The sequence below is a fragment of the Brucella sp. JSBI001 genome, assembly GCF_026014005.1.
GTDB classification, from domain to species: domain Bacteria; phylum Pseudomonadota; class Alphaproteobacteria; order Rhizobiales; family Rhizobiaceae; genus Brucella; species Brucella anthropi.
Genome location: NZ_CP110339.1, coordinates 1,652,501 through 1,678,511, shown reverse-complemented (window position 1 = coordinate 1,678,511; position 26,011 = coordinate 1,652,501). Strand labels below are relative to the sequence as shown.

The window sequence follows — 26,011 nt, the reverse complement described above, 5'->3', positions numbered from 1 at the left end:
TAATCTCATTCCGCGCTCCGCTTCAGCTTCGAGCACGCAATATCAGTGACCCGGCCGATAAGAGCGGCTCTGGAAGTGATTGCGATGCGGGTACTATATTGATGCGGTTCACGGTTAAGCTCCTCCCTTCGAAACTCCCTTTTCGAAGTAGCGCTAACATGCTGTAGCTGAACAATGATCGCCAGAGAGCGAATTTAAAAAGATTAAAATATTGAAATTAAATGATTTTCTGCAGATTTCGATTTACTTTCGTGCGGGTCTTGTGCAAGATTCTGCGTGACTATTCGTTTGAATTTGCATAAATATGCACAAATGAAGGCGCCATCGAAGATTACAAAATTCCTTTTGGTTGCCCTCGCTTTCTTACTGGCAATCGGTGTGTGGTTTTCCGCCCGGCTGTGGGCGGAAAACGAGGCGCTTGATGGACTTCGGCAAAATGCGACGCTTGTAGCGCGTCAACAGACCCGCCTGATAGACAGTGAACTGGCAAAGTTCCGGTTGTTGCCTGTGGTTTTGAAGGAATATAGCGATCTGCGTGATGTGCTTGCTGGCAGATCGGAGGACGCGACCACTCGTCTGAACCAAAAGCTTGAACTTCTTGCACATCAGATCGGTTCGCCAATCATCTATGTGATCGCTCGTGACGGAACTGTTATTGCGTCATCGAATGCTAATACGCCGGAGAGCTTTGTCGGACGCAATTACGATTTCCGGCCTTATTTCAAGGGCGCGATGGCAGGAGGTTCGGCAGAATATTATGCCATAGGTGATTTGAGTGGGCGTTTCGGCCTTTTTCTGGCGCGGCGCATCGGTGATCAGGCTAATCCGGTTGGTGTGGTCGTCATCAAATTTGAATTCCACAGACTGGTGCAAACATGGGCAAATGACCCCGGCCAGACCTTCGTTGTCGATCCTCGCGGGATCATACTGGCCTCCACCGATAAGGCCGAAGACCTTCGCTCCTTTCAGCCGATATCAACTACAGAACGCACAAAGATTATCGAGAGTGGACAGTTCAATGCTGCGGATATGAAGCCGAGCAATTATCGTTTTGCGCCGGATGGGATGATGATCGGGCCGTCCGGCCAATATTCAGTTGCGGTCGACGAGCCGATTGCCGAAACGTCTCTGAAACTGGTTCATATCGAACCTATGGGGCGGGCGCTACGCGCTGCCAACGACCTTGCGCGCCTGATAACGGTGGCAGTTATGCTCGTTTTTGTCATGATCGCGGGTGCCGTTTACTGGCGAGTGAGCCGCGCAGCGCGTGCGGCAGCCTATCGTGCCGAACTCGAGACTGCAGTTGAAGAGCGCACTGCCGCATTGAGCGCGGAAATGGCGGAACGTGAACTGGCTGACAAACGCTTTCGTGATGCGCGGGAAGAGCTTGCCCAGGCGAACAGGCTCGCCTCCCTCGGATCGATAACCGCAGGGCTGGTGCATGAAATCAACCAACCCGTCGCGACCATTCGGACGCTCACCGAAAACGCACAGCATCATCTAGCACATGGCAAGCTCGATAAGGTCGCCCAAAACCTCAATACATCTGTGGAACTGACAGCGCGCATAGGCTCTATCACACAGGAAATGCGCCGGTTTGCGCGCCGTCGCAGCGGTGTCGTTCGCTCGCTCCCGCTGAATGAGCTTGTGGATGGCACAATGCTGCTAATGGGAGACCGGTTCCGCAACGCCAACGTCCAGCTGGATATACCGGAACGTTCCGACGTGGTGATACTTGCCTGCCGCGTCCGATCAGAGCAGGTGCTGGTGAATTTGCTGCAGAACGCATTGGATGCGGTCGTGAACATCGAGAATCCACGTGTTTCGTTCAGCGTCCACGACGAGGGCGACCAGATTTCTCTTGTCGTGGACGATAACGGACCCGGCATTGATCCCCAGTTGGCTGACGAGATTTTTAGCCCATTTGTTACAGGAAAAGCGGACGGCCTCGGTCTGGGGCTGGGCATCGCGAGAGACCTCATGACTGAATTGGAAGGAACGCTACGCGTCGTTCCATCGCAGCTTGGCGGTGCAGCTTTTGCGGCAACCTTGAAGCGGGCGAAAGAGGAGGGTGGCCTTGACGGAAAGTGAGCCTTTGCGCGTGATGCTGGTCGATGACGATGCGGCATTTCGTACGGCCTTGGCCGATTCATTTGAAATCGCAGGTCTTGATATTGAAGTGCACGGTGACGGTCAGTCCGCTTTGACCAGTTTGACGCCTGACTATCCGGGAATCGTTGTGACCGATATCCGCATGCCGCGGGTTGATGGACATGCGGTGATGGAAACATTGTTGACGCGTGACCCGGAACTGCCGGTTATTTTGATGACTGGACATGGCGACATTGGAATGGCCGTGGCCTCGCTCAAGAAAGGCGCCTTCGATTTCATAGCCAAACCATTTGCTGCTGATCATCTGATATCGAGCGTTCGCCGCGCCCTGGAAATGCGCCGACTGGTGCTGGAAAATCGCCGCCTTCGCCGGGCTGCGGCAGATGCCGAGCAGGATTATCCTCTACTTGGTGAAACTCCGGTGATGGTGCGATTGCGTGACACGATCCGCCAGCTTGCCAGTGTCGATGTCGATGTGTTGATAGAAGGCGAAACCGGGACCGGAAAAGAATTGGTGGCTCGCCTCCTGCACCGCTGGAGCGCACGTCATGCCCGCAGTTTTGTTGCTATCGATTGTGCCGCCTTGCCCGACGTCATTGCCGATGAGGTTCTGTTCGGCAGTCGCATCCAGCGCGGGAGAATAGCCGACGCGGATCGCGGCACGTTATTTCTCGACGAAGTCGACAGCATGTCACTGTCCGTTCAGGGCAAGCTGCTGCGTGTTGTCGAAGAGCGTGAGTTGCCTTCGCTTTCAGGAGAGCCGCGCGCGGTCAATCTAAGGATCATAGCGGCTGCGAAAGGCAATCTGGAGGAAGCTGTGACTTCCGGTCGCTTTCGTTCCGATTTGTTTTATCGCCTTGAAACGGTCAGGCTCCGTGTTCCGCCTCTGCGCGAGCGGCGGAAGGATATCGGTCTGCTTTTCTCCTATTTTCTTGACGAAGCGGCAGCACAGTTCAGCCAACCGCGACCTGCAATTGATGCAGTCATGGAAGCGCGATTGAACTCGGACGAATGGTCGGGAAATGTCCGCGAACTGCGCAATTATGCCAAGCAGGTCGTGTTGGGATTGCGCCACGATCCAATCACGGAACCCAGTCCGCTTTCGCTGTCGGAGCAGATGGACCGTTTTGAAGACGGCGTTATTCGCGCGACATTGGATCGTTGCAACGGTGATGTAGGGGGTGCTGCAGTTCTGCTGCAATTGCCGCGGCGCAGTCTCTACGCCCGCCTGCAAAAGCTTGCAATTGACGCTTCGACCTTCAGAAAGCGTGATTGATGTTTTCATTACGGGGTTGGTTTGATAACGATGCCAGCGAACCCGCTGATATTGACGCCAAGTTTTTGCCAGACGACGGTCTGGCAATGAGGATGTGATGGCTACCCCCCTTGATAAAACACAGATCCGCTCCCTGTCGGTCTTTGCCGGCATGGATGATGCGGGTTTTGATCAGTTTCTTGGTCTGGCTACTCGGCGCGCTGTTCCGAAAGGAGCCGCCGTCTTCAATCAAGGTGACGATGCAAGCCACTTTTTTGTGTTGTTGCATGGACGGTTGAAAGTCATGCAAGTTACTGCCGATGGGCAGCAGATTATTGTGCGGGTCGTCAATCCCGGAGAACTTTTCGGCTTCGCGGTAGCGTTGGGGCGCAAAGACTATCCCGGTACGCCTCTGGCCGCGGTCGATAGTTCCGTCCTTGCCTGGCCGATGGAAATGATGACTGATTTCATGGCGCGCAGCCCCGCACTCGCTGTGAATACGATGCAGATGATCGGGCGCAGACTGGATGCCGCGCACAATCGCATCAGAGAGATATCAACGCAAGAAGTCGAACCGCGCGTGGCACATGCAGTGCTGAGACTTGTTCGTGAAGCTGGGGTAAAAGAAAGTGGCGGTGTGCGTATCGATTTTCCGGTTTCGCGACAGGATATCGCTGAACTGACCGGAACAACTTTGCACACGGTTTCGCGTATTATCAGCCAGTGGCAGACTAAGGGCTGGGTGGAAGGTGGCAGACAATCGTTGCTCGTTCGCGACCTCCGGCATCTGAAATCGATTGCCGAAGGCGAGAGCTAGAGTTCTTCCGATAGAAGTAAGAACGGTCTCGATCTAGTTTGCAGTCGCCGACCGCTGACGGCTGATCCATGCAGCCCCGATGTTCCCATGCAAGAACCCGTTGGAGAGCGGGACGCCCGGATAGACAGTTCTCAAGCGCGCAATGCCGTCGTCAGGGCTGATAGATCGGTTTAGCACCTCGTCATGGATATGGGCTACTTCCACCATGTCGCAGTCCTGCGGTGACAGTCTAAAACGCCTGATCCCTGCTTCTTGCAGCTCAGGCAGGTCCTCAATCAGTGACTGACAGGTATGAGAGAGCGTCTGCACACCGTTCAGTGCCAGAAATGGTTGGCTATCCAGGGTCTTGACTGGCAGTCCGTCGGGCTCTTCACCGCAAACAAATTGGCAGTTGTCCTTTATGTGGCCCTTGGATCGCGCATGCGCACAACGAGCTGAAATGGCGAGCGGCACTCGTCCGAACGTGAATACTTCAAACGCAATCTCAGGCGCGGCTTTGACGATCTCCCGGATTGAACTGATTGATAACTCTGGCGGCAGGCAGATAGACTGTGCACCACGGGCCGCAAGAACCTTGGCAGTCGCAGCATTATAAACATTGACCAGTGGACCGACTATATGCGGCACACCGGACAACAGCCCCAGTGCCGACAGATCGTTTGCCTCCACCGGTAGTGTCGCCTCCTTGATCGTGTGACGAACCTGTTTTGCTTCCCGTTCAAGCATGACAAGCGCCAGCGAACCGACGTTCACCGTTTTTCCTGCGCGTTGCAGCCGCTCGATCACAGCATCCATATAAGGTGTCAGGAAATGGAACCGTTTGGAGCAGACGATTTCACCGACGGTGACGCGGTCGATCGGGGCTTCATCGGCGATACGAAAATAAAAATCCCGCCATTTTGGGCCGTCCCACAGGAAGAGAACGGGACCAAGGCTGAGGCTGGGTGCTGACATATCTATCTCCAGCGTTTGTCGTAAGCGCCCGAAGTCGTTTGCTGGCCTTCGCTCAGCAGACGGAGGCGGGACAGAAGGGCGGCGCGGCTTTCGGGACTTGCTGCGAGTGTCTGACGAAGTGTGGAGACGACTTCACCAACATAAGCCTTGCCACGCTGGCGCCCTTCAATCTTGAGCGCCGAGACGCCTGCCGCCCGCAACTCATCGATATGATTCATGACATCGAGCGAAACCGGATCTTCAAATGCATAACCTTGATCGTCTGCGATATTGAAGCGGCCTTTGCAGAGTGTCGGATAGCCGGTGGGTTCGCCCAAAGGAAAACGGTTGATCGTGTAATCACCGAGCTCGGAGACGAGTTCCTCTCCGTCTTGCCGGTAGCGGACGTGGCTGGCCGGTGAGCAAACACCGTTCATGTTGGGCGATCTGCCAGTGGCGTAGGACGACAGAGAGCATCGTCCTTCTGCCATCACACATAGTCCACCGAATACGAATACTTCCATTTCACAGCCGATCTTGCGGCCGAGTTTCGCAATATCAGCGATGGTCAGTACGCGTGGCAACACGACACGCTTAGCCTTGAATGCATTGACGAGAAACTGAATCGCGTCTGCGTTGGAAGCTGAGGCCTGTACGGATACGTGGAGCCGCTGTGTTGGATGCTTCTCGGCAGTATAGGCCATGAGCCCGAAATCGGCGAGAATGACTGCGTCTGCACCAAGGGAGGACGCATCGTCTACGGCTTGATACCAAATGTGCTCATCGCCTGCGCGCATGAACGTATTGATGGCAACGAAAACCTGTGTTTTGCGGGCATGGGCGAACTGGATTGCATCGCGCAGTTCGTCACGGCTGAAGTTAAGGCCGGGAAAGTTGCGTGCATTCGTTTCGTCGCGAAAGCCGCAATAGACCGCATCCGCTCCAGCACCCACTGCTTCACGCAAGGCCGATGGCGTTCCTGCAGGACAAATCAGTTCCATCCGGTAGCTTCCTTGCCGAGGGCCTTGCTGCGTACGTAGTTTGCAATGCCGCGGACCATCGGGGCAAACGGTCCGGCACTTGTGCCGAGGTTGGATGGAAGGTCTATATTGCAGTCATCCAGCGCATTGCGAAGCGCCAGCATGGCCTCCATGTCGCCCGTGACGGTAATATCCCTGGAGAAGAACAGCGCATCTCCATCAAGCTTACCTTCGAGAAGCGCGAGCAGCATAACCAGTGGCCCTTCGATGCCTGTATCGACTTCCGTCGCTTCGTCGTCGCGCACGATTGTGATGCGCGGCTTATCCGGCTCAATCACAAAAGCGAATGGTATGTCGGACGGGCGAAAACGGAACCGCTTCTTCGCATAGTCTCCGAGACGCTCGAAGAGGCCCGGATGCGCGCGCATCACTTGAAAGAAAATGCGCGAGACAAAAGGGGCGATCAAAAAGGGTGGAACAAGCCGGGCAGGAACAGCCACAGCTGGCGGTATTTTCATCATCACTCAGCTCCGGTGAGCTTTACAAGGTGAATTTAGAATTAGGCGATTCAATACAAGGGCAGTTTGATTCAGATCAAAGACGGCGAAAGAATTCGATATTCAAAACTAGGGACATGAAAATGGCCCAATCTCTTCCGTCACATTATGACTGCCTGCAAAACTTCTTGTCGGAGCTTGAACGGCGCAATGATCTCGTCCGGATCAAGCGTCCGGTCTCGCTCGTCCAGGAAATAACAGAAATCCACAAGCGTGTGCTCGAAGTGGATGGTCCGGCATTACTCTTCGAACAACCGGTCGATGCAGACGGTCATCAACATTCAATTCCACTCGTGGCCAATCTTTTTGGTTCCGCGCGACGTATTGCATTGGGACTTGGTCGTGCCGTCGAGGAAATTCCCGATCTTGCGGAGATGCTTGCGGAACTGCGTGCACCAAAGCCGCCCCGTTCAGCAGGGGAAATATGGAGCAAGCTGCCTTTGGCAAAGGCAGCATTGAATATGCGTCCTCGGCAGGTCCGACGCGCATCGGTGCAGGCGACGATATTGGAAGGCGAAGCAGTCAACCTCGATCTACTGCCGATCCAGTGGTGTTGGCCGGGAGAGCCTGCGCCGCTTGTCACCTGGCCGCTGGTTATCACACGGGCACCAGACGATCCATCCGACGTAAATGTCGGAATTTACCGGATGCAGAAGCTTGGCCGGGATAAGTTGATCATGCGCTGGCTCGCCCATCGCGGCGGTGCGCGTCATCACCGCATGTGGCAAAAGCGAGGCGAGGATATGCCTGTTGCTGTTGCTATCGGGGCCGATCCGGCGACAATCCTTGCAGCCGTTATGCCCTTGCCTGAAGGGATGAGCGAACTGGCCTTCTCGGGCCTGCTTGCTGGACGCAGGCCTTCCGTCGTTGATGCGCACACTGTGCCGCTGTCCGTGCCCGCTAACGCTGAAATCATTCTGGAAGGGCGAATTTCCGCATCAGAAACAGCGCCAGAGGGTCCGTATGGTGATCACACGGGCTATTACAATAGTGTCGAGGAATTTCCGGTCATGCAGGTGGCAGCGATGACCATGCGGAAAAACCCGGTCTATCTTTCGACCTATACTGGTCGCCCGCCGGATGAACCCTCAAGACTTGGCGAAGTGATGAACGAGCTGTTCGTGCCAATTGTACGAAAGCAGTTCCCGGAAATCGCCGATCTGTGGCTGCCTCCTGCGGCCTGTTCCTATCGGGCAATAGTCGTTTCGATTGACAAGCGCTATCCCGGTCAGGCGCGGCGGGTGATGATGGGGCTTTGGTCGATGCTGCCACAGTTCAGTTACACGAAGCTCATAATCGCCGTCGATCCCGACATAAATGTTTGTAACTGGGATGACGTCATGTGGGCACTTGCCACACGCTTCGATGCCAGTCGCGATGTCATCACGCTTACCGACACACCAGTAGATTATCTCGATTTCGCATCGCCGCGCTCAGGTCTGGGCGGGAAGCTCGGACTTGATGCGACCAACAAAATCGGTACGGAAACTGACCGGGAATGGGGTGCGGTGCTGAAGATGAGCGACGATGTAATCGCCCGCGTGGATGCAATGTGGGGCGAGCTTGGGTTGATTAAGGAAAGCATGCGATGAAACGGGTTGTTGTTGGCATTTCCGGCGCATCGGGCGCTCTCATCCCGCTCAAACTGCTGGAACAACTTTCCACTTTAGACGATGTCGAGAGCCACCTGGTCGTATCGGACGCAGCGCAGCAAACATTGCGCCACGAGCTGGGTCCTGACGGCTATGCGCTTCTGCACAGGCTGGTGCACAGAAGTTATTCCGTCAGCGATATAGGTGCACTGATTGCAAGCGGATCAGTCGCAACGGCCGGTATGATCGTTGCGCCGTGCTCGATGCGGACGCTCGCGGCGATCGCAACGGGGCACAGCGATAGTCTGTTAACCCGCGCTGCGGACGTTCATTTGAAGGAGCGGCGCAGGCTGGTCCTGATCGCGCGGGAAACGCCGCTGCATCTCGTCCACCTGCGCAACATGTGCACGGTGACAGAAATGGGCGCGATTGTGATGCCGCCGGTTCCGGCCTTTTACTTCAAACCCCAATCGGTCGATGAAGTAGCCGATCAGATCGCGGCGCGAGCCATTGATCTGATCGGTATTGGCGAAAAGCAATCGGAAAGCTGGGCGGGAGTACCCGGCAATCGATAGCAGTAGTTACGGCATTATGTGAAAGGTTCGGTTGGGCCTTTCGCGGGCTGGGTGAACCATTTTGGTCCGGTCGCCGTCATATGGATATGGTCTTCCAGACGAATACCGAACTGGCCCGGGAACACGATCATCGGTTCGTTGGAAAAGCACATGCCTTCAGCGAGCGGGAGCGAATTGCCGCGAACGATGTATGGGGCCTCATGAATTTCCAGACCAAGGCCGTGACCGGCTCGATGCGGAAGGCCGGGTAGCGCATAATCCGGTCCCAATCCATGCTTCACGAGCGTAGCGCGTGCCGCATCGTCAAGGGTTGAACAAGCCGCACCAAGCTTTGCTGCATCAAAAACGGCTTGCTGTGCTTCGCGTTCAATTGCCCATATGCGCGAAAACTCTGCGCTCGGCTCTTCCAGCATGTAGGTGCGCGTGAGATCGGAGTGATAGCCATCAATCCGGCACCCGGTATCCACAAGGATAACGTCGCCGGGCTGATAGAACTGTTCGCCGTCTGCGCCATGTGGCAACGAAGTCGCCGTTCCGAACGAGACGATGCAGAATGTCGAGCCGCCCGCGGCGCCGAGGGCACGGTGCTGTTCATCGATAAAGCGCACCACTTCGCTTGCGGCGATGCCGGGCTTGATCAGCGCATGCGCCCGGCGATGAACTTCAAGCGTCAGATCCATCGCGTGCTGAATAATAGCGATTTCATTGGTTGACTTGCAGATGCGCTGTTCACGGATCAGTTCGCCGCCGTCAAGCAAGTGCTCCGGCGAGATTTCCTGTTTAAGGGCATTATAGACGAACAGCGGCACGGCATCGTCCACGGCAAGTGTAGCACTTGCCGGAATGAGTGATGCTATCAGCGCTGCGCTACTTTCTTCCTCCTGCCAAACACGGATTTCTCCTGGCAGATGCGGCAGGCTTTCGACGCGGCTCTGTTCAAAGCCGGGAACGATATAAATGACTTCCGACGGTGTGACGAGGGCACCCAGAAAACGTTCGCTGATGTGCCAGACAAGCCCGGTATAATAACGCAAACTTGCCGTTGGCCCGAGCAGAAGGCCGCCAATCCCACGCTCTCTCAACTTGCCTTGCAACAATGCCAGTCGTTCCAGGCGCTCTTCCTGTTCGATCCGCGGAGGAGATGACGGTGAAGTCATAATGCATACCTTTGTGATTTTGTTTGTGCGCAAGCCTGTGTCTGAAAGCAGCTCGCTTGTCGCCAGATATATCACGGCTTGCGCCGTCTGAAAGTAATCTCTCTGCTCTTGTGTTCAAAAATGCAGGACTGCATGGCCGATCGGCGAAACACGATGTCGAGTTCGTTTTTCAGCATTTATTGCGACAGATGCGAGACCATTCCCGCAACAGCATGAGAGAGGTAAGCGATCACAAATTGATGATTACCGGACTAAACGTCCTATGATACATTGCAGGCTTGAATGTGAAACATTAAGTGACATCACACTGTAGTAATAATGTTTTGATATAATTCGCGCAGTTTCAAAATGAGTTCAGCGTTTGTGAGGTTTCATGTCCGAGATATGGCAGTGGGTTTCCGCTTTCGGTTTTTCGATTGTCATCATCGTCGCTGCGTTGGTCTATCTCAACATGTCCAACCGTGAAACGCCTGGCGACATGTTCAATCTTTTCACAAAGGTCGGTGCTGTCGCAGTGGCATTCCTTGCTGCCTTCGCGAGCCTCGCCGCCGCAGCTATTATTGATTGATCCAACCGCTTATATTTTCAGCGAAGACACTGCCGCTTCGCTTTTATGTACGTAGTCATTGGCATCCTGTTGTCGCTGAAATAGCAGGATAAAAAGCAAATCGGTCAGAACCAGTTGTGCATCGCGTGCGGTGATCGATGATGAGCGAACGCGTTCTTCGTCTGCGACTGTGTACAGACGAATGTCGGCGATCTTATTGAGCAGGTTCTCGTTGAGGCCTGTGACGGCAATCACAGTCGCTCCCCATTTTTTAGCCTGTTCAGCAATGCGAAGGGTTTCAATGCTCGTTCCTGAATAGGAAAGGGCAAACAGAACGTCACCCTCGTGCAATGTGGAAACATTGGCCATCTGGATGTGACTATCGCTGTCGTGCATCACATTGCGACCGAGCTTCATCAGCTTGTAAGAAAAATCGCGTGCGACGAGTGACGATGCGCCAACGCCGGCGAGGTGGATACGCCGGGCGCTGATCAGGGCTTGCAAAGCGCCGTCGATACCTTGTTCATTGTTGGCGGAAATCGTTTGCTGCATGGATTGCAGTTTACTGCCGATAAGCTTCTGCAGAACCGTGATATAGCTGTCCCCGGTCTCAATGCTGCCATGGACCATGCCTGCCGGAACCTGCCATTCCTTGGCGCGCGCCTCACTGACGGCGAGTTTAAGTTCCTGATAGCCGTCAAACCCGAACTTCTGACTGAACTTGACGACACTGGATTGACTCCGACCGGTTGCGACCGCGAGCGCGGAAGAGGAAAGCTTCAATACCTGTTCTGGATGATCGACGATGAACTGGCCGATCCTTCGGTCTGCAACAGTCAATTCGTTCAGTTTGGCGTTGATCTTTTGCAGGATCGACATGCGCGATTATTCCCAATTCCGGCACCGGAGGGCTCGATATTCGGTCGCCTTGCCTCATAGGACAACCGAAATTGATTTGGAATATAAAATTCCAATCTTTTAAAATTTACGGAATGAGCTAACAATCCGCAAGAGAGGAGTTGGTGGAGAGACATGGAACGATTGCGAATTGTCGGTGGACGACCATTGCAGGGAGCGGTCAATATCTCCGGTGCAAAAAACGCCGCGCTGCCTCAGATCGCGGCTTCCTTGTTAAGCCCTCACCCTGTTGAACTTACCAACCTCCCAGCGGTGAGTGATGTCGAAAACATGCTCAATGTCGTGCAGTCACATGGAGTACAGGTCTCCCGCGCGCCGCACTCGACGACAATAACCGCCACAGATGTTGTCGGAGGAGAAACTCCTTATGAGACTGTAAGACGAATGCGTGCGACGGTTCTGGTGCTGGCACCCTTGTTGGCGAGACTGGGCAAGGTTCGTGTTTCCTTGCCGGGCGGGTGTGCCATCGGTGCGCGTCCCGTGGATATGCACTTGAAAGCGCTCGCAACACTTGGCGCAGATGTTTCCATTGATCGCGGCTGGATCGTGGCTTCGACTGATAACGGCCTGATCGGAAGCCGGATTGTTTTGCCAGCGCCTTCTGTTGGCGCGACGGCGACGGCGATGATGGCGGCAACTTCCGCTCGTGGCGAAACGGAAATATTGAACGCGGCTCGTGAGCCGGAAATTGGCGACCTCGCCGCATGTCTCGGGGGCATGGGTGCGCAGATTGAAGGAGCGGGTACGCATCGCATTCTGATCCAGGGCGATACATCTTGGCGGACTGCCCGCCACCACGGCATACCGGATCGTATCGAGGCCGGAACTTACGCTGTTGCTGCCGCCATTACAGGCGGCACGCTCGAACTCACGCATGCCCGTCTTGAACATCTCGCGTCTGTTGTGCAGGTGCTTGAAACGATGGGCGTAAGCGTTTGGCCAAGCGATCGCGGTCTGGTTGTTTCGCGCAACGGCTCCTTGCGTGGCGCAGATCTGACGACCGAACCCTATCCGGGTTTCCCGACGGATTTGCAGGCCCAGTTCATGGCGCTGACGGCTTGTGCCGAAGGAGCATCGCTCATTCGCGAAACGGTGTTCGAAAGCCGGTTCATGCATGTGCCGGAACTGATGCGGCTTGGCGTCGACATCAAACTGCAGGGAACAACTGCGCTGGTACGCGGCGGACGCCCGCTGCATGGCGCACAGGTTATGGCAACGGATTTGCGGGCGTCCGTGTCACTTGTTCTTGCAGCACTCGTGGCCGACGGAGAAACTGTCGTTAATCGCATCTATCATCTGGATCGTGGATATGAACAGCTTGACCGCAAACTGAAGCTTTGCGGTGCAGATATAGAACGGCTGTCAGAATGACGTCGGACAGGGTTGGGAAAGATCAGTTCTATCTTGGTGTGGATGGCGGCGGTACGGGCTGTCGAGCCCGGCTGGAAAATGAGACCGGCAATGTGCTGGGACAAGGATTGTCTGGCCCGGCAACTACACGGCTCGGGATAGACAAGGCGTGGGAATCCATCGCACGTGCGTTTGACGCAGCAATCAGCGAGGCGGGCCTGGGTGCTGAAGAGTTGGCCAGAACACATGCAGGCGTTGGGCTGGCGGGCATAGGCAGGCAAGGTGCGCTCGAAGCACTTCAGGCTATACAGCATCCCTTTTCGAGTATTCATTTCATGAGTGACGGCAAAGGCGCATGTCTCGGTGCACATTCGGGTAGTGATGGGGCTATCGTTATTGCCGGGACCGGCTCAATTGGTCTCGGCTTCGTGAATGGTATCGACATTCGCGTCGGAGGCTACGGCTTTCCAATTTCCGACGAGGGTAGTGGTGCTTTTCTGGGGCTGTCAGCGATTCAACAGGCCCTTCAGGCTTATGATGATCGGATCGAGCGTACGCCGCTTCTCTATGAGGTTATGGAGCGCTTTAATCAGACCCCGATGGACGCTGTGGCGTGGATGGACCGCGCAACCGCTACAGAATATGCGTCTCTGGCGCCTATGGTCATGCGTCATGCGGACCAGGGAGATGCAGCGGCACGCCGTATCGTTCAGGCGGCTGCGGGCCACATAGATACTATCGTACGCGCGCTTTCGAAAGGGGCGCCGCGCGTGACCTTGCTTGGCGGGCTTGCTACCCCACTTGAACCGTGGTTGGCGCCAGACGTCCGCAGACGGTTGAAACCTGCCGACGGTGATGCGGTTTCCGGTGCGATCATTCTTGCGCGAAACATGGCTTCTGCAAATAAGGAATAATTTATTCCTTATTTTGATTGACGGATGGAATTTATAATCCTAACATTTATTAACCATAAGGCGGCGCGTTTTGAACGCTGCTCGATAAGCAGGCAGAGGCATGACGGAACAGGCGTTGTTATCTGAACTGGATAGGCTGGTTTCTGAAGAGCGAAACCCACGCACGATGGATATCGATCTCTTGTCGAGCCTTGCTATCGTACGCCGCATCAGCGACGAGGATCATCTGGTTCCCGCTGCTGTTGAGCAAGTGCTGCCTCAGGTCGCCCAGGCCGTCGATAAGATCGTCGACGCATTTCGGGTTGGCGGCCGGCTGATTTATTTGGGCGCAGGAACAAGCGGACGTCTTGGCGTTCTCGATGCATCGGAATGTCCGCCGACTTTCAGCGTACCGGAAGGCATGGTGATCGGGCTGATTGCAGGCGGCGTGGATGCTTTGCAACATGCAATCGAAGGGGCAGAAGATGATCCGTCGCTCGGGGAATCTGATCTGCGCAACATAGGTCTGACTTCGCACGATGTTGTCGTGGGAATCGCCGTTAGCGGGCGAACGCCCTATGTAATAGGCGGTCTCGCCTACGCAGCATCTATCGGCGCGACGACCGTGGCGCTCTCCTGCAATCCCGATTCGACCATTGCGACCATGGCTGAAATCGCGATATCGCCGGTTGTCGGGCCTGAAATACTGACGGGCTCGACGCGGCTCAAGTCCGGTACGGCGCAGAAGCTCGTTCTTAATATGCTGACGACGGCGAGTATGATCCGAATAGGGAAAACATACGAGAATCTCATGGTGGACGTCAGTGCCACCAACAATAAGCTTGTCGCGCGGGCATCGCGAATTGTCATGCAGGCAACCGGTTGCGGGGCGGGGGAGGCAAAACGCGTTCTCGCTTTGACAGATAATGAGGTCAAGCTTGCAATCCTCATCACGATCACCGGAATGCCAGTGGATGAGGCAAGAAAGGCATTAAAGAATGCTGGGGGATTTCTTAGACAGGCAATAAATGCCAATAAAGCGTGAGCCGAAGCGGGGAAGCAGTCGGACATTAGCATTGCAGTCATTTGCGAGGGAAGAAAATGGGAGCGAGTTTCAATAAAAGCCTTATTGCAGGCGCGGCCGCAATAGCGTTGAGCATTGGAAGCTTTGGTGGAATGGGTGTTTCGACGGCTTTTGCCGCGACGCTCCGAATGGCCTGGTCGCAGGATGCCACTGGTCTCGATCCGCACAAGCAGCCAGCATTTTCATCGATTCGTCTGCTCGAGCTCATCTATGAGCCGCTCGTCCGTCTTGGTTCCGACCTGCAGATTGCGCCTGCCATTGCCACAAGCTGGGAATTTTCCGAAGGCGGAAAGGTTCTCACATTCAAGCTCGACAAGAATGCGAAATTTCAGAACGGTCAGCCGGTAACGCCAGCCGATGTGAAGGCCTCCTTCGAGCGCATTCTGGATGAAAAGACAGGCGCTGTCGCGCGTGCGAACTTCGGTTCCATTTCTGCTATTGAAACGCCGGACGCTGAAACGGTCGTCTTCAAACTCTCCCAGCCTGACGTTCCGCTATTGGCTGCAATCGCCAGCATCAATGCGGCGGTCGTTCCAGAAAGCGAGATCAAGGCTGGAACTATAGGTACGAAAACTGTTGGGTCGGGTCCATTCATCCTTGAGCGCTGGGAACCGAATTCCAAGGAAGTGCTGAAAGCCAATCCCGACTGGGCGGGCGGTAAAGTAGTGATCGACGGGATCGATATCAGTGTCCTGCCGGACGAAACAGCAATCCTTGCGGCGCTTCGCGCCAAGCAGATCGACTTTGCGCTCCTCAACGACCCTCTGGTCGCAACGATGGTGCCGAACGAAAGCGCTCTGGAACTGGTGCGCACTCCGGCTCTTGCTTATCATGTCCTGCAGTTGAACCCGTCGCGCAAGCCGATGACGGAACTGGCGGTGCGTCAGGCAATCTCCTGCGCCGTTGATCGTCAAGATGTGCTCGATACAGCCTTGCTCGGTGAAGGCAAGGTAACGGGCCCGCTGACAATGCCGACCTATGCGAGCGATCCAAACACGCTCTTCTGCTACAAGCGCGATGTCGAAAAAGCGAAGAAGCTGATGGCGAATGCCGGTTATGCGGATGGTTTTTCGGCAACTATCATTGCTGCGAATGGAGAACCTGCAACCGCTGCAGCCGAAGCCCAGGTTCTCCAGTCGCAACTCGCCGAAATCGGCATCAAGCTCGATATCCGCATGATGGAACTCAACGTCTATGTCGATACGTGGTTGAAGGGCGACTTCGATATGGCGGTGGCGCTTAACGGTGGTTCGGCTGATCCCTACACGATGTATGGCCGTTACTGGACAAAGGCGGGTAACCTGCAGAAAGTCGCACAGTATATTGACGATACGCTGGACGATCTGATGCAAAAGGGAAGAGCCGAAACTGATCCTGAAAAACGCAAGCTTATCTTCTCTGACTTCGAAAAGCACATAACAGAAGTTTCTCCGTGGATATGGCTTTATACGGCCAATAATTACGTCGCCCACCAGAAGAACGTTATCGGTTTTGAGCCTCGCGCTACCGGTTCGCTGTTCGGCGTAACCAAGCTGCAGATTGGGCAGTGATGTCATGAAATCCGCCACGTCTTCAATATGGAGGCGTGGCTTTCCAGTGCCTTCCTTGACGGCAGGCCGTGAGTAATCTGACATGAATTATCTGACACGTCGGCTGCTGACATTTCCCCTGGTTATGCTGGGGGTGTCGATCCTTGTCTTCGTCGCGATCCGTATGGTTCCAGGTGATTCCATTACGGCTATGCTTGGAACGGAAGCAGGGCTGCTGACGCCGGAACAGCGGCAGTCTCTGGCGCAATATTTTGGTATCGACCAAAGCTGGACCACACAGTACTGGCGTTGGCTCGGTGACGTAGTGCAAGGTAATCTGGGTGTCTCGGTCACATTCGGGAAGCCAGTTCTGACAGTTATTCTGGAACGCTTCCCGCTGACACTGCAGCTGGCATTGATGTCGATGATTATTGCCTTGCTCATCGGCCTCCCGGCTGGGGTTTATGCAGCAACGCGCAACGAAAAAATGTCCGATCTCGTGGTTCGCATTTTTGCAATGATCGGGCAGTCGACTCCGAGCTTCGTTCTTGGTCTCCTCTTCATTTATATTCTTTCGGCAGGGTTCGGTGTGTTGCCGACTATGGGCGAATTCACGCCACTATGGGTAAATCCGTGGCAGAATTTTCTACAGATGATTTTGCCCGCCATAACGCTCGGCTGTGCATTTGCGGCGTCGGTCACACGCATATCGCGTTCGGCTATGCTGGATGTTCTCAGTGATGATTATGTTCGCACTGCCCGCAGCAAGGGTGCCTCGGCCCGCTCTGTCATCTGGCGACACGCATTGCCGAACGCACTCATCCCTGTGGTGACGCTGAGTGGTGTAGAATTCGGTTACCTTCTGGGCGGAGCTGTGCTGGTCGAGCAGATCTATGCTCTGCCGGGGCTCGGACGCATGGTGCTGGATGCCATATTGCAGCGCGACTATGCGCTGGTACAGGGTAGTATTCTCTTCATCGCGTTCAACTTCATGATCGTCAATCTGCTTGTTGATCTTCTTTACGTTGCGCTCGATCCGCGCATTCGTCTGGGGGAAAACTAATGCAGATATTGCGTTCCGTTTTTGCTCATCCGAGTGGCCGTATCGGCGGGCTCATCGTATTGATCTATCTGATCGTCGCGTTTCTGGGGTATTTCGGTTTTACGCCGCATGACCCGTTGATGCAGTACCGGATAGACAGGCTGCGTCCTCCAAGTACTGCCCACTGGATGGGAACTGACCTGTTCGGTCGTGACGTCATGAGCCGCCTGATGGCAGGCATCGCGCAATCCTTCATCGTTGGCTTTTCTGCGGTCGGAATTGCCGCCATCGCGGGCACCGTTCTGGGATTGACTGCGGCATGGTTTGGGCGCTGGTGGGATGGAACTGTCATGCGCGTCATGGACGTGCTTCTGGCATTTCCGGCAATCTTGCTTGCGCTTCTGATCATTGCCGTTGTCGGACCGGGAACAGGAACAAGTATCGCCGCCATCGCCATCGTCTACACCCCGATTTTTACGCGGGTTGTGCGTGGTCCGGCCTTGTCGATCAAAACACGTGAATTTGTTGATGCAGCGCGTACGTTCCACAGTAGCAACCGTTACATCCTTTCGCGCCATCTGCTGCTTAATCTGATCGCGCCTTTGACCGTCCAGATCACCTTGGCGCTTGCCTGGTCGCTGCTGACTGAAGCAGGCTTGAGCTTCCTAGGTCTCGGCACGCAGCCGCCGGCTTCGTCGCTTGGTCTCATGCTGGCAGATGCGCGCAATCTCATGGAAACCGCGCCATGGCTGCTGGCATTTCCGGGGCTGGCGATCATGATCGGTATACTTGGCTTCAACCTTCTGGGTGATGCTCTACGCGACATTCTCGATCCCAGAATGCGGAGGGTAGCGGCATGAACAAGCTTCTGTCCGTCTCAAACCTTCGTGTCGGTTTCGGGCGCAATCCTGAAGCCAATGAGATTGTGCGCGGTGTGAGTTTCGATCTCGCCGCCGGGGAAACGCTGGCGATTGTCGGGGAAAGCGGTTCCGGTAAATCTGTAACGGCCTTGTCGATCAATCGTCTTGTGGACTTTGGCGGCGGGCACATTATCGATGGAACGATCGAGTTGAATCGCGCGAACGGTACCACCATCGATCTTGCGACTGCGAATGAAGCTGAGGTGACGAAAGTCCGTGGCGCGGAAATCGGCATGATTTTTCAGGAGCCCATGACGTCACTCAATCCAGTGCTCACTATCGGGACACAGATTGAGGAATCGTTTCGTCTTCACCGTGGACTTACCGGCAAGCAGGCAGCTTCCGCTGCCAAGGACGTACTTGATCGCGTACGCATTCCAGATGCTGCACGGCGTCTCAAATACTGCCCGAACCAGCTTTCCGGCGGTATGCTGCAACGGGTGATGATTGCAACGGCGCTTGCCTGCAATCCGCGCCTCATGATCGCCGATGAGCCGACCACAGCGCTCGATGTTACGGTACAGGCACAGATCATGGCACTTCTGGCAGAGCTGAAGCGCGAAACCGGCATGGCGATGATCTTTATCACTCATGACATTGGTCTGGTCGCAGGTATGGCCGACAAGATCATGGTCATGCAACACGGCGAGGCAGTGGAGCAAGGTGAACTGAATGTCGTTCTCGATCAGCCTCAGCATCCTTACACGCAGCATCTCCTGAAGGCTGTGCCACATTTTGAAAGCGGCAAGGCGGTACGAACGGATAACGTACGAGCGGCCAAACCCGGAACGAACCCAATTCTGGCTGTGGAAGGGCTCACAGTCCGGTTCCCAGTCAAGGGCGGCATTCTTGGCCGCAGACTTGGTGCAGTTCATGCCGTGGAGAGTGTCGATTTCGATCTTGTTCCGGGCGAAACACTGGCGGTCGTAGGGGAGAGTGGTTCGGGTAAGTCGACGACTGCGCGGGCGATTCTCGGGCTCGTCAAAGCGTCACACGGCAAGCTTGAAGTCGGTGTAACAGATACCGCCGACACTCGAAATTCATCTTCTGTGCAGATGGTTTTTCAAAATCCCTATGCATCGCTTAATCCTCGTCTGCGTATCGATAGCATTCTTGCTGAGCCGGTCATAGCTGCTGGCGGGCGCGACGGGCCGGAAACACGACAGAAGATGCTGCAGTTGCTTGACCGGGTGGGGCTGCCTGCAAACAGTCTGGAACGCTATCCGCACGAGTTTTCCGGCGGGCAGCGCCAGCGGCTTTGTATTGCCCGCGCCTTGATGCTGAATCCTTCAGTGGTGGTACTCGACGAAGCCGTCTCAGCTCTCGACGTATCCGTACAGGCGAAAGTGCTGGAGCTGTTGATCGATCTCCAGAAGGAACGTGGTCTCGCCTATCTGTTCGTGTCGCATGATATGGCGGTAGTGGAGCGTGTCGCGCACCGCATCGCCGTCGTTTATGCTGGGCAGATCGTGGAAATTGGCGATGCCGCTTCCATCCTGTCTGCACCAAAACACTCCTATACGAAGCGGCTGATCTCTGCCGTTCCAAGTATTGATCGGCGCAACGAGCATTTTACCCTCGATACGCGACAAGTGCCTTCACTCGTACGCCCGCTGGGATATGAGCCGGCACCGGCAAACTGGCAGACATATGGTCATGATCACATGGCCCGGACCGAGGCATAACTATCATGGCAGAACCGAATGTCCGCCACTCCGTCGATACTGCTTTTACGGCTCGCTTTGAAAAAGCTTTCAGCCTTCTGACAGGTGCGTGCGACTCAGGCCGTATTCCGGGAGGGGTGCTTGGAATGGTCGATCTCTCCGGCAACCGGGCTGTCCGGGCGACTGGCTATGCGCAGATCATTCCGGCCCGGCGCGCGATGACAACCGATACGTGGTTCGATCTCGCCTCGCTGACCAAAGTGATTTTCACGACACCTCGCATCCTTACGCTGGCCGAGGAAGGTGTCATTGACCTCGATGCACCATTGATCACGTTGCTTCCGGATCTTCGGCAATATGATAATGATGCCTGGGAGCGCAAAGTCACCTTTCGTGAATGTCTCGGCCACCAGACGCCATTTCCGTCGGTCGAACCGATCTACACATATGGACGGGATCCGGAATTGTTGCGCGCATTCGTATTGCAACGCGAATGGAGAGAATCCGCGCTGGTTTATTCAGACATCAATTTCATTCTGCTCGGTTTTGCGATGGAAAGATTTTACGGCAAGACCATTCGCGAGATGGACCCCGGCGAAGGCTTTGCCTTTTCCGCGGAGCCGGAGATTAGTGCCGCTACCGAAGATTGCACCTGGCGCAATCGTGTGCTCTGCGGTGAGGTGCACGACGACAATTGTTCAGCGTTGCAGGGTGCGGCGCATGCGGGTTTGTTCGGTACGGCTGCGTCCATACTTGATTTTGCGCTTGGCTTGCTTGACGGCACGGGTGCATCGCAAAACGTTATCGAACACATGCGCCGACCACTATCCGCCACCCGCACGCATGGCTGGGAACGACCTTATGACGGTTGGTCGGGGGGCAATTTCAATTCGAAGGATACAATCGGGCATACCGGTTTCACGGGAACCGGCTTGTGGATTGATTTTGAAGCGGGCAGGGCATGGACCTTGCTCACCAATCGTATTCATCCGACACGTCACTTTGACAGCGGTATTCTGGCGCTGCGTCAGGGTGTCGGCGACGCAATTTCATTGGGATAGGAGACGTCTATGCAGCCAATATGGGCCGTTGGCCTGATGACCGGTACCGTTCTTGATGGAAACATCGATGTTGCCCTGTTGAAAACTGATGGCGAAACCATTGCGGAATTCGGCGCTTACGCGTTGAAACCTTATCCGCGTTGGATTCGTGATCTTCTCGAACAGGCGCAGGCCGAGGCTCGCGTCTGGAATTTTGAAGGTGCGGAACCTGCGATTTTTGCTGAGGCAGAGGAAGCGCTGACACGCGCCCAGTCTGCGGCTGTGCGCGAACTGGTTGAGGAAAGCGGGCTGTCGATGGCGGATATCGGCGTTGTCGGTTTCCACGGGCAGACGGTTTTGCATCGTGCACCGCAGGCAGGCAGGCTTGGTGATACGAGGCAGCTTGGCGATGGAAGGCTTATGAGCGAACTGCTCGCTACTAAAGTGGCTTATGATTTCCGGACGGCAGATATTCGGGCTGGCGGGCAGGGTGCTCCGCTTGCGGCCGTCTATCATGCTGCCTTGCTGCGCAGTGCTGATGCGAGTGGCAATACTGCGATTCTCAATCTCGGTGGTGTCGGTAACATAACTTGGTGGGATGGTGATGATGCGCTTGTGGCATTCGATACCGGTCCAGCCAATGCGCCTATCAATGACTTTATGAAAAAGCGGGGATTGGGCGAAATGGACCGCGACGGGGTACTGGCAGCAAAAGGTAAGGTAGACGAAGACCGGCTCGCCGAACTGCTCAAGCACCCCTATTTGATTGCTCCGTATCCCAAGTCGTTGGATCGCTTCGACTTTACCGAGACGATGGCCGACGGTCTGAGCGAGGAAAATGGCGCGGCGACATTGACCGCGTTCACGACCTCAGCGGTTGGGAAGGCTCTGGACATTCTGCCGCGTCGGCCGAAACGGCTTGCAGTCAGTGGCGGTGGCCGTCGCAATCCAACCATGATGCATATGCTGGTCGAGCGCGCCAAGGTGGAACTCGTGCCTGTCGAAACGCTTGGCTGGCGAGGCGATGCTGTAGAAGCTGAATGTTTTGCTTTCCTCGCAGTGCGAGCCTTGCGCAGTTTGCCTATCAGTTTTCCGAGCACAACCGGCGTTCCTGAGCCGATGACCGGCGGAAAACTAGTCGGTTGATGCGACAATAACTATCCAATTTCTCCAAAGGGCAGCGTCAAACACGTTGTCCCTTTTGTTTTTGACAGCACGAATTGAGCCTGATTGACCTAGTGCTCAGCTGATACGGCATATTAAAAGCGTTACTATCCAATAAAAACGATCTAACATTAGGGTAATTCACTAACTGCGGTCGTTTGAAGTTACGTTGCGGCAAGCTTGACGCCGATATTCCATTTTTATTGCATAAGAACATGAAAAAATACAAGACTCATGCGATCTTCACGTTGATTTAGGCAATTCTCTTTATTGTTCTAATTTATCATGGGGAAATGCAATGAAACTAATTCGAGTCCTTGCCTGTCTGCTCTTGCCTTTCGTCTGGCTATCCGGGGCCGCTGCTGAACCGCTGGCCAAACCGACGGGTAAGCCGATTCTGGTCATATCCGGCAATATTTCGAATACAAATGTTGGCGATACAGCACAATTTGACCGGGATATGCTGGAGGCCCTGGGTTTAGTGACCGTAGAAACGGCAAATCCATGGTATGATGGTCGTGTGCGTTTTGACGGCGTGTCGATGGACAAGCTTATGACGCTTGTCGGCGCCAAGGGAACGAAAGTGACTGCGGTAGCGTTGAACGATTATGTTAGCTCGTTACCGATGGAAGACTTCAAGAAGTTCAATGTTATTCTTGCCATGAAACGAGATGGCAATTACATGCCGGTTCGCGATAAAGGACCATTGTTTATTATTTACCCGTATGACAGCGACCCACAGCTCCAAAGCCAGACCTATTACACACGTTCTGCGTGGCAGGTTGCCAAGCTGATAGTTGAATAGAGGCAAAGTGTGAGACGAATTCTAGGCGTCATTATCTGTTGTTTCGTGGTGGCAACGGCCTATATCGCCTATGTCATTGCCGAACGACAGACAGCGCTTCAGAAATTCTCCCGTTATAATGATTCCTGGGCTGTTGGTCAGACTGTATCGGAATATATGCGGCTTGAGCACGTTCTGGCTGGATACGTTCTGGATATGAACGAAGAGACGCGCGACGAAGTGCGGCTTCGCCTCGATATTATGCTCGGGCGACTGGAACTGTTGCAGCAAGGCAATCTGCGCTCCTTCATTCAAAACGATCAGCGGCGACGCGATCTCTTTTTGAAGCTAAGCGACGTTCTTCAGGCACTTGACGTCCAGCTGGATAAACTTGATGCAGACGAGGTCAAAACCCATCTGCAATTAATGAGTGCGCTTGATGGTCCGATGACAGCGCTTGCGTCATCTGCAGTTGAGTATGATGTCGGACTTATAGATGCTGCCCAGGCAGAAGTTCGCCAGTTGCATCTCATCTACACCGGATTGGCGGCGGGCCTCATTCTCTGCGGCGTCGTGCTCGTTATTCTTCTGCTACGTCACAACAAGCTTCTTGATCGGGCGCATGGCAGCATGCAACGCCTGACAAGCGATCTTCGGCAAGCGACAGGTGAACTGCAGTCGCAGAATTTTCGGCTGGAGCACGATGCACATCACGATGCGCTGACCGGATTGCCCAATCGTGTCCTGTTCCGGCAGGATTTGGAGAAAAGGCTTGAGGCCGCACAGACGGGAAGCCAATCGGCCATTATTCTTCTTCTGGATCTCGATGGGTTCAAGGACGTAAACGATACGCTTGGGCATGATGTTGGCGACGCACTGTTGCAGGCAGTTGCACGACGTCTTACCAAACTCGGCGAACGAGGTGACATGGTGTGTCGCCTGGGCGGGGACGAGTTTGCCGTGCTTTCCACGGGATTACGGGAAGAGGAAGCACTGGAACTTGCGGATCGCCTGATGGACGTGATCAGCCAGCCTTATCATGTCGGCGAGCTGGAAATCAAAATCGGAACCTGTGTCGGTGTCGCAATCTCCGAGGGTGAACCCGACACGGAGGAACTTTTCAAACATGCCGATTTGGCGCTTTATGAGGCAAAGGCTCTCGGGCCTGGTCATGCGAGCGTATTTAAATCGCAGATGCAGACGCGTTTGCGGGAGAAGAAGTCATTTGAGGCCGATCTTCAGAAGGCACTGGAGAATGGTGAAATGGAAGTTTACTATCAGCCGCAAGCCTGCACCATAACGCGTGAGATATGCGGTTATGAGGCTTTGCTCCGTTGGACTCACCCTATCCGGGGGGCAGTTTCACCGGTAGAGTTTATTCCCGTGGCCGAGAAGATTGGCTTTATTCACGCGCTAGGGGATTGGGTGCTCAAGACGGCCTGTCTTGAAGCTGCTCATTGGAATAAGCCGCTCAAGATCGCAGTCAACCTCTCTCCTGTTCAGTTTCGCAGCCTGAACCTCATTCAAAGCGTTATCGATGCCCTGGAGCAAAGCGGCCTCGAAGCGAATCGGTTGGAGCTCGAGATCACAGAATCAGTTCTGCTGGACAAAAATGAGCAGACCTTGAGCACTCTACGCCAGCTAAAAGCATTGGGTATCCAGATCGCGATGGACGATTTCGGAACAGGCTATTCCTCGTGTGCCTTGGCAGTCTCAGCGGGTTCCCCTTCGACAAGATCAAGATTGATCGATCTTTCGTACGCGATGTGACAACGCGACCGGACGCACTGGCGATTGTCGAACTCGTAACTGGGGTCGGGCGCAGCCTCAGAATGGTAACAATTGCAGAAGGCATTGAAACTGAGGAGCAGTTCGAGTGCCTGAAGCGGTTGGGATGCGATCAAGTTCAGGGTTACCTCATAGGTAGGCCGATGCCGGCTTCAAAACTCAAACATCTTCATGGTCGGAGTGGGCAGGACGTCAAGGCGGTCGGTCATGCATCAAATCGCTGACGATATAGCGGTGTGACAACTGGCATCAGATAGGCAAATCAGTTTATGTTCATAAGCTAATCACATCGTAAAGTTACGTGTGATGCATTCAATAAGTTGGAGTGCATTTGGTCGTTCGTTTGGACGCGATACTCCGATACTGGGGAACTGGGGCGTAGGAATTGCTGAAAGTACATGGGATTAACGTGCCGATCGCATCTGACGAAGTTTCGCCGGTTATCTGGCAGGCTTTGATGAGCGGCAGCTATGAAGCCAAAGAAGCGCGTTCGATTTTCAAGGCAGTGAAGCCGGGAGATCGCGTGCTGGAGCTCGGCTCAGGCATCGGAATTATCACATCGATTATTGCCAAGATTGCCGAGGTGTCTGTTTGGGCTTTCGAGGCTAACCCGTCTACTGCAGCGCTTGCTCAGCGTGTAATCGATGCCAACGGCATCAACAATGTTGTGCTTTCCCAAGGGATTCTTACTGCAGGCGAATCCCGCTCTTTCCGCTTCTATGTGCGGCGTGACCTCTGGATGTCATCCATGGATGAGAATCAAGGGCCATACGAACACGCTATAGAATTGTCCTCGACCAATATTGACGAGTTCATCACTCGCCACGGTATCAATGTTCTTGTCATGGATATCGAAGGCGCTGAGCATCACCTGCTGCAAAACGCCGATTTGACGGGTGTGGAGCGCATCTTCCTTGAATTACATGATCACCTTTATGGCTTGGCTGGCATCCGGGATATGATGCATGCGCTAGCGGCGAAGGGATATGCGTATGATCCACGGGGGTCTCAGGGGCCATGTGTGTTGTTTGCCAAGGACGACGGTGTTCGCGAATACGAACCCGAATAGAGTATCGCGATCATAATATGTGTGTTTTTGAAAAGAGCCGCTTTGAGCGGCCTTTTTCATATTGGCTGTGGAAAGAAAATTCCTTCTTTTTACGAAACTGCGTTGACAGTTTGGAATGATGGGGTCTATATGGCGCCACAACGAGGGCGGCGACGCTGCTAGCGGCAGGTTGGTTCGTCCCTTGGGTTGGTTGAAAGTGTTTGACGGCGACGTTGGGTGTGAGTAGATCGGCGATGTTAGC

Annotated in this window: 22 protein-coding genes and 1 pseudogene; 18 read left to right on the top strand and 5 right to left on the bottom strand. The window is 54.6% G+C overall.

All coding sequences use genetic code 11. The features are described 5' to 3' along the window. Positions 1 to 312 precede the first annotated feature (312 nt). The 3 genes from LJ361_RS07990 to LJ361_RS07980 all read left to right on the top strand — a co-directional run bounded on the left by LJ361_RS07990 (position 313) and on the right by LJ361_RS07980 (position 4,184). Positions 313 to 2,091 (top strand): sensor histidine kinase, encoded by a 1,779-nt coding sequence (locus LJ361_RS07990; protein WP_151606762.1) that lies wholly within the window; start codon positions 313 to 315, stop codon positions 2,089 to 2,091. Continuing rightward, positions 2,078 to 3,388: a sigma-54-dependent transcriptional regulator gene (locus LJ361_RS07985; RefSeq protein WP_264813266.1), complete on the top strand. Its 1,311-nt coding sequence runs from the start codon at positions 2,078 to 2,080 to the stop codon at positions 3,386 to 3,388. The genes LJ361_RS07990 and LJ361_RS07985 overlap by 14 nt, the downstream gene beginning before the upstream one ends. A 97-nt stretch (positions 3,389 to 3,485) precedes the next feature. Next, positions 3,486 to 4,184, top strand: coding sequence for a Crp/Fnr family transcriptional regulator (locus LJ361_RS07980; RefSeq protein ID WP_010661746.1), 699 nt, complete (start codon positions 3,486 to 3,488; stop codon positions 4,182 to 4,184). Between the two features lie 33 nt (positions 4,185 to 4,217). Here the strand turns inward: LJ361_RS07980 and LJ361_RS07975 are convergent, their stop codons facing one another. From LJ361_RS07975 to ubiT, 3 genes are read right to left on the bottom strand one after another with little or no spacing between them, the layout of a single operon-like run. Further along, a complete protein-coding gene (locus LJ361_RS07975; RefSeq protein WP_010661747.1) occupies positions 4,218 to 5,138 on the bottom strand; it encodes a U32 family peptidase in 921 nt (306 codons plus the stop codon). Positions 5,139 to 5,140: 2 nt separating this feature from the next. Next, entirely contained in the window at positions 5,141 to 6,118 is a 978-nt protein-coding gene (ubiU, locus tag LJ361_RS07970; RefSeq protein ID WP_029929923.1) for a ubiquinone anaerobic biosynthesis protein UbiU, read from the bottom strand. Continuing rightward, positions 6,109 to 6,618, bottom strand: coding sequence for a ubiquinone anaerobic biosynthesis accessory factor UbiT (gene ubiT, locus LJ361_RS07965; protein ID WP_264813265.1), 510 nt, complete (start codon positions 6,616 to 6,618; stop codon positions 6,109 to 6,111). Before ubiT ends, ubiU begins: the two co-directional genes overlap by 10 nt. 113 nt (positions 6,619 to 6,731) lie before the next feature. Here ubiT and LJ361_RS07960 point away from each other — a divergent pair, with 113 nt between their 5' ends. Next, the gene (locus LJ361_RS07960) at positions 6,732 to 8,246 is read left to right on the top strand and encodes a UbiD family decarboxylase (protein ID WP_029929928.1); all 1,515 of its coding nucleotides are present in this window, start codon (positions 6,732 to 6,734) and stop codon (positions 8,244 to 8,246) included. Then, entirely contained in the window at positions 8,243 to 8,821 is a 579-nt protein-coding gene (locus LJ361_RS07955; protein WP_036589191.1) for a UbiX family flavin prenyltransferase, read from the top strand. The genes LJ361_RS07960 and LJ361_RS07955 overlap by 4 nt, the downstream gene beginning before the upstream one ends. 14 nt (positions 8,822 to 8,835) lie before the next feature. Here the strand turns inward: LJ361_RS07955 and LJ361_RS07950 are convergent, their stop codons facing one another. Next, positions 8,836 to 9,978 carry a M24 family metallopeptidase gene (locus tag LJ361_RS07950; RefSeq protein ID WP_264813263.1) on the bottom strand — a complete coding sequence of 381 codons (1,143 nt, stop codon included), beginning with the start codon at positions 9,976 to 9,978 and terminating at the stop codon, positions 8,836 to 8,838. 373 nt (positions 9,979 to 10,351) lie between these two features. Between LJ361_RS07950 and LJ361_RS07945 the strand changes: the two genes are divergently transcribed. Further along, on the top strand, positions 10,352 to 10,546 hold the full coding sequence (locus tag LJ361_RS07945) for a hypothetical protein (RefSeq protein ID WP_010661753.1): 195 nt from the start codon (positions 10,352 to 10,354) through the stop codon (positions 10,544 to 10,546). 9 nt (positions 10,547 to 10,555) lie between these two features. Here the strand turns inward: LJ361_RS07945 and LJ361_RS07940 are convergent, their stop codons facing one another. Further along, complete coding sequence (locus LJ361_RS07940) at positions 10,556 to 11,404, bottom strand: MurR/RpiR family transcriptional regulator (protein ID WP_036589189.1); 849 nt, start codon at positions 11,402 to 11,404, stop codon at positions 10,556 to 10,558. 153 nt (positions 11,405 to 11,557) lie between these two features. On the opposite strand from LJ361_RS07940, the gene murA reads away from it, so the two are divergent. The 12 genes and pseudogenes from murA to LJ361_RS07880 all read left to right on the top strand — a co-directional run bounded on the left by murA (position 11,558) and on the right by LJ361_RS07880 (position 25,770). Further along, positions 11,558 to 12,814 (top strand): UDP-N-acetylglucosamine 1-carboxyvinyltransferase, encoded by a 1,257-nt coding sequence (murA, locus tag LJ361_RS07935; RefSeq protein WP_264813261.1) that lies wholly within the window; start codon positions 11,558 to 11,560, stop codon positions 12,812 to 12,814. Next, complete coding sequence (locus LJ361_RS07930) at positions 12,811 to 13,707, top strand: N-acetylglucosamine kinase (protein WP_264813260.1); 897 nt, start codon at positions 12,811 to 12,813, stop codon at positions 13,705 to 13,707. Before murA ends, LJ361_RS07930 begins: the two co-directional genes overlap by 4 nt. Before the next feature lie 100 nt (positions 13,708 to 13,807). Continuing rightward, complete coding sequence (gene murQ / locus LJ361_RS07925; RefSeq protein WP_264813259.1) at positions 13,808 to 14,731, top strand: N-acetylmuramic acid 6-phosphate etherase; 924 nt, start codon at positions 13,808 to 13,810, stop codon at positions 14,729 to 14,731. Positions 14,732 to 14,787: 56 nt separating this feature from the next. Next, positions 14,788 to 16,320: an ABC transporter substrate-binding protein gene (locus LJ361_RS07920; protein WP_264813258.1), complete on the top strand. Its 1,533-nt coding sequence runs from the start codon at positions 14,788 to 14,790 to the stop codon at positions 16,318 to 16,320. An 82-nt stretch (positions 16,321 to 16,402) separates the two neighbouring features. After that, on the top strand, positions 16,403 to 17,362 hold the full coding sequence (locus LJ361_RS07915; protein WP_012092570.1) for an ABC transporter permease: 960 nt from the start codon (positions 16,403 to 16,405) through the stop codon (positions 17,360 to 17,362). After that, positions 17,362 to 18,201, top strand: a complete 840-nt coding sequence (locus LJ361_RS07910) for an ABC transporter permease (protein WP_029929943.1) — start codon at positions 17,362 to 17,364, stop codon at positions 18,199 to 18,201. The genes LJ361_RS07915 and LJ361_RS07910 overlap by 1 nt, the downstream gene beginning before the upstream one ends. Then, entirely contained in the window at positions 18,198 to 19,946 is a 1,749-nt protein-coding gene (locus LJ361_RS07905; protein ID WP_029929946.1) for an ABC transporter ATP-binding protein, read from the top strand. Before LJ361_RS07910 ends, LJ361_RS07905 begins: the two co-directional genes overlap by 4 nt. 5 nt (positions 19,947 to 19,951) lie before the next feature. Further along, positions 19,952 to 20,986: a serine hydrolase domain-containing protein gene (locus tag LJ361_RS07900; protein WP_264813254.1), complete on the top strand. Its 1,035-nt coding sequence runs from the start codon at positions 19,952 to 19,954 to the stop codon at positions 20,984 to 20,986. 9 nt (positions 20,987 to 20,995) lie between these two features. Next, entirely contained in the window at positions 20,996 to 22,111 is a 1,116-nt protein-coding gene (locus tag LJ361_RS07895) for an anhydro-N-acetylmuramic acid kinase (protein WP_264813251.1), read from the top strand. Positions 22,112 to 22,427: 316 nt separating this feature from the next. Continuing rightward, positions 22,428 to 22,934: an oxidoreductase gene (locus LJ361_RS07890; RefSeq protein ID WP_010661764.1), complete on the top strand. Its 507-nt coding sequence runs from the start codon at positions 22,428 to 22,430 to the stop codon at positions 22,932 to 22,934. A gap of 9 nt (positions 22,935 to 22,943) precedes the next feature. Further along, a pseudogene (locus LJ361_RS07885) lies at positions 22,944 to 24,925 on the top strand (putative bifunctional diguanylate cyclase/phosphodiesterase). A gap of 161 nt (positions 24,926 to 25,086) precedes the next feature. Continuing rightward, entirely contained in the window at positions 25,087 to 25,770 is a 684-nt protein-coding gene (locus LJ361_RS07880) for an FkbM family methyltransferase (RefSeq protein WP_036589168.1), read from the top strand. Positions 25,771 to 26,011 lie beyond the last annotated feature (241 nt).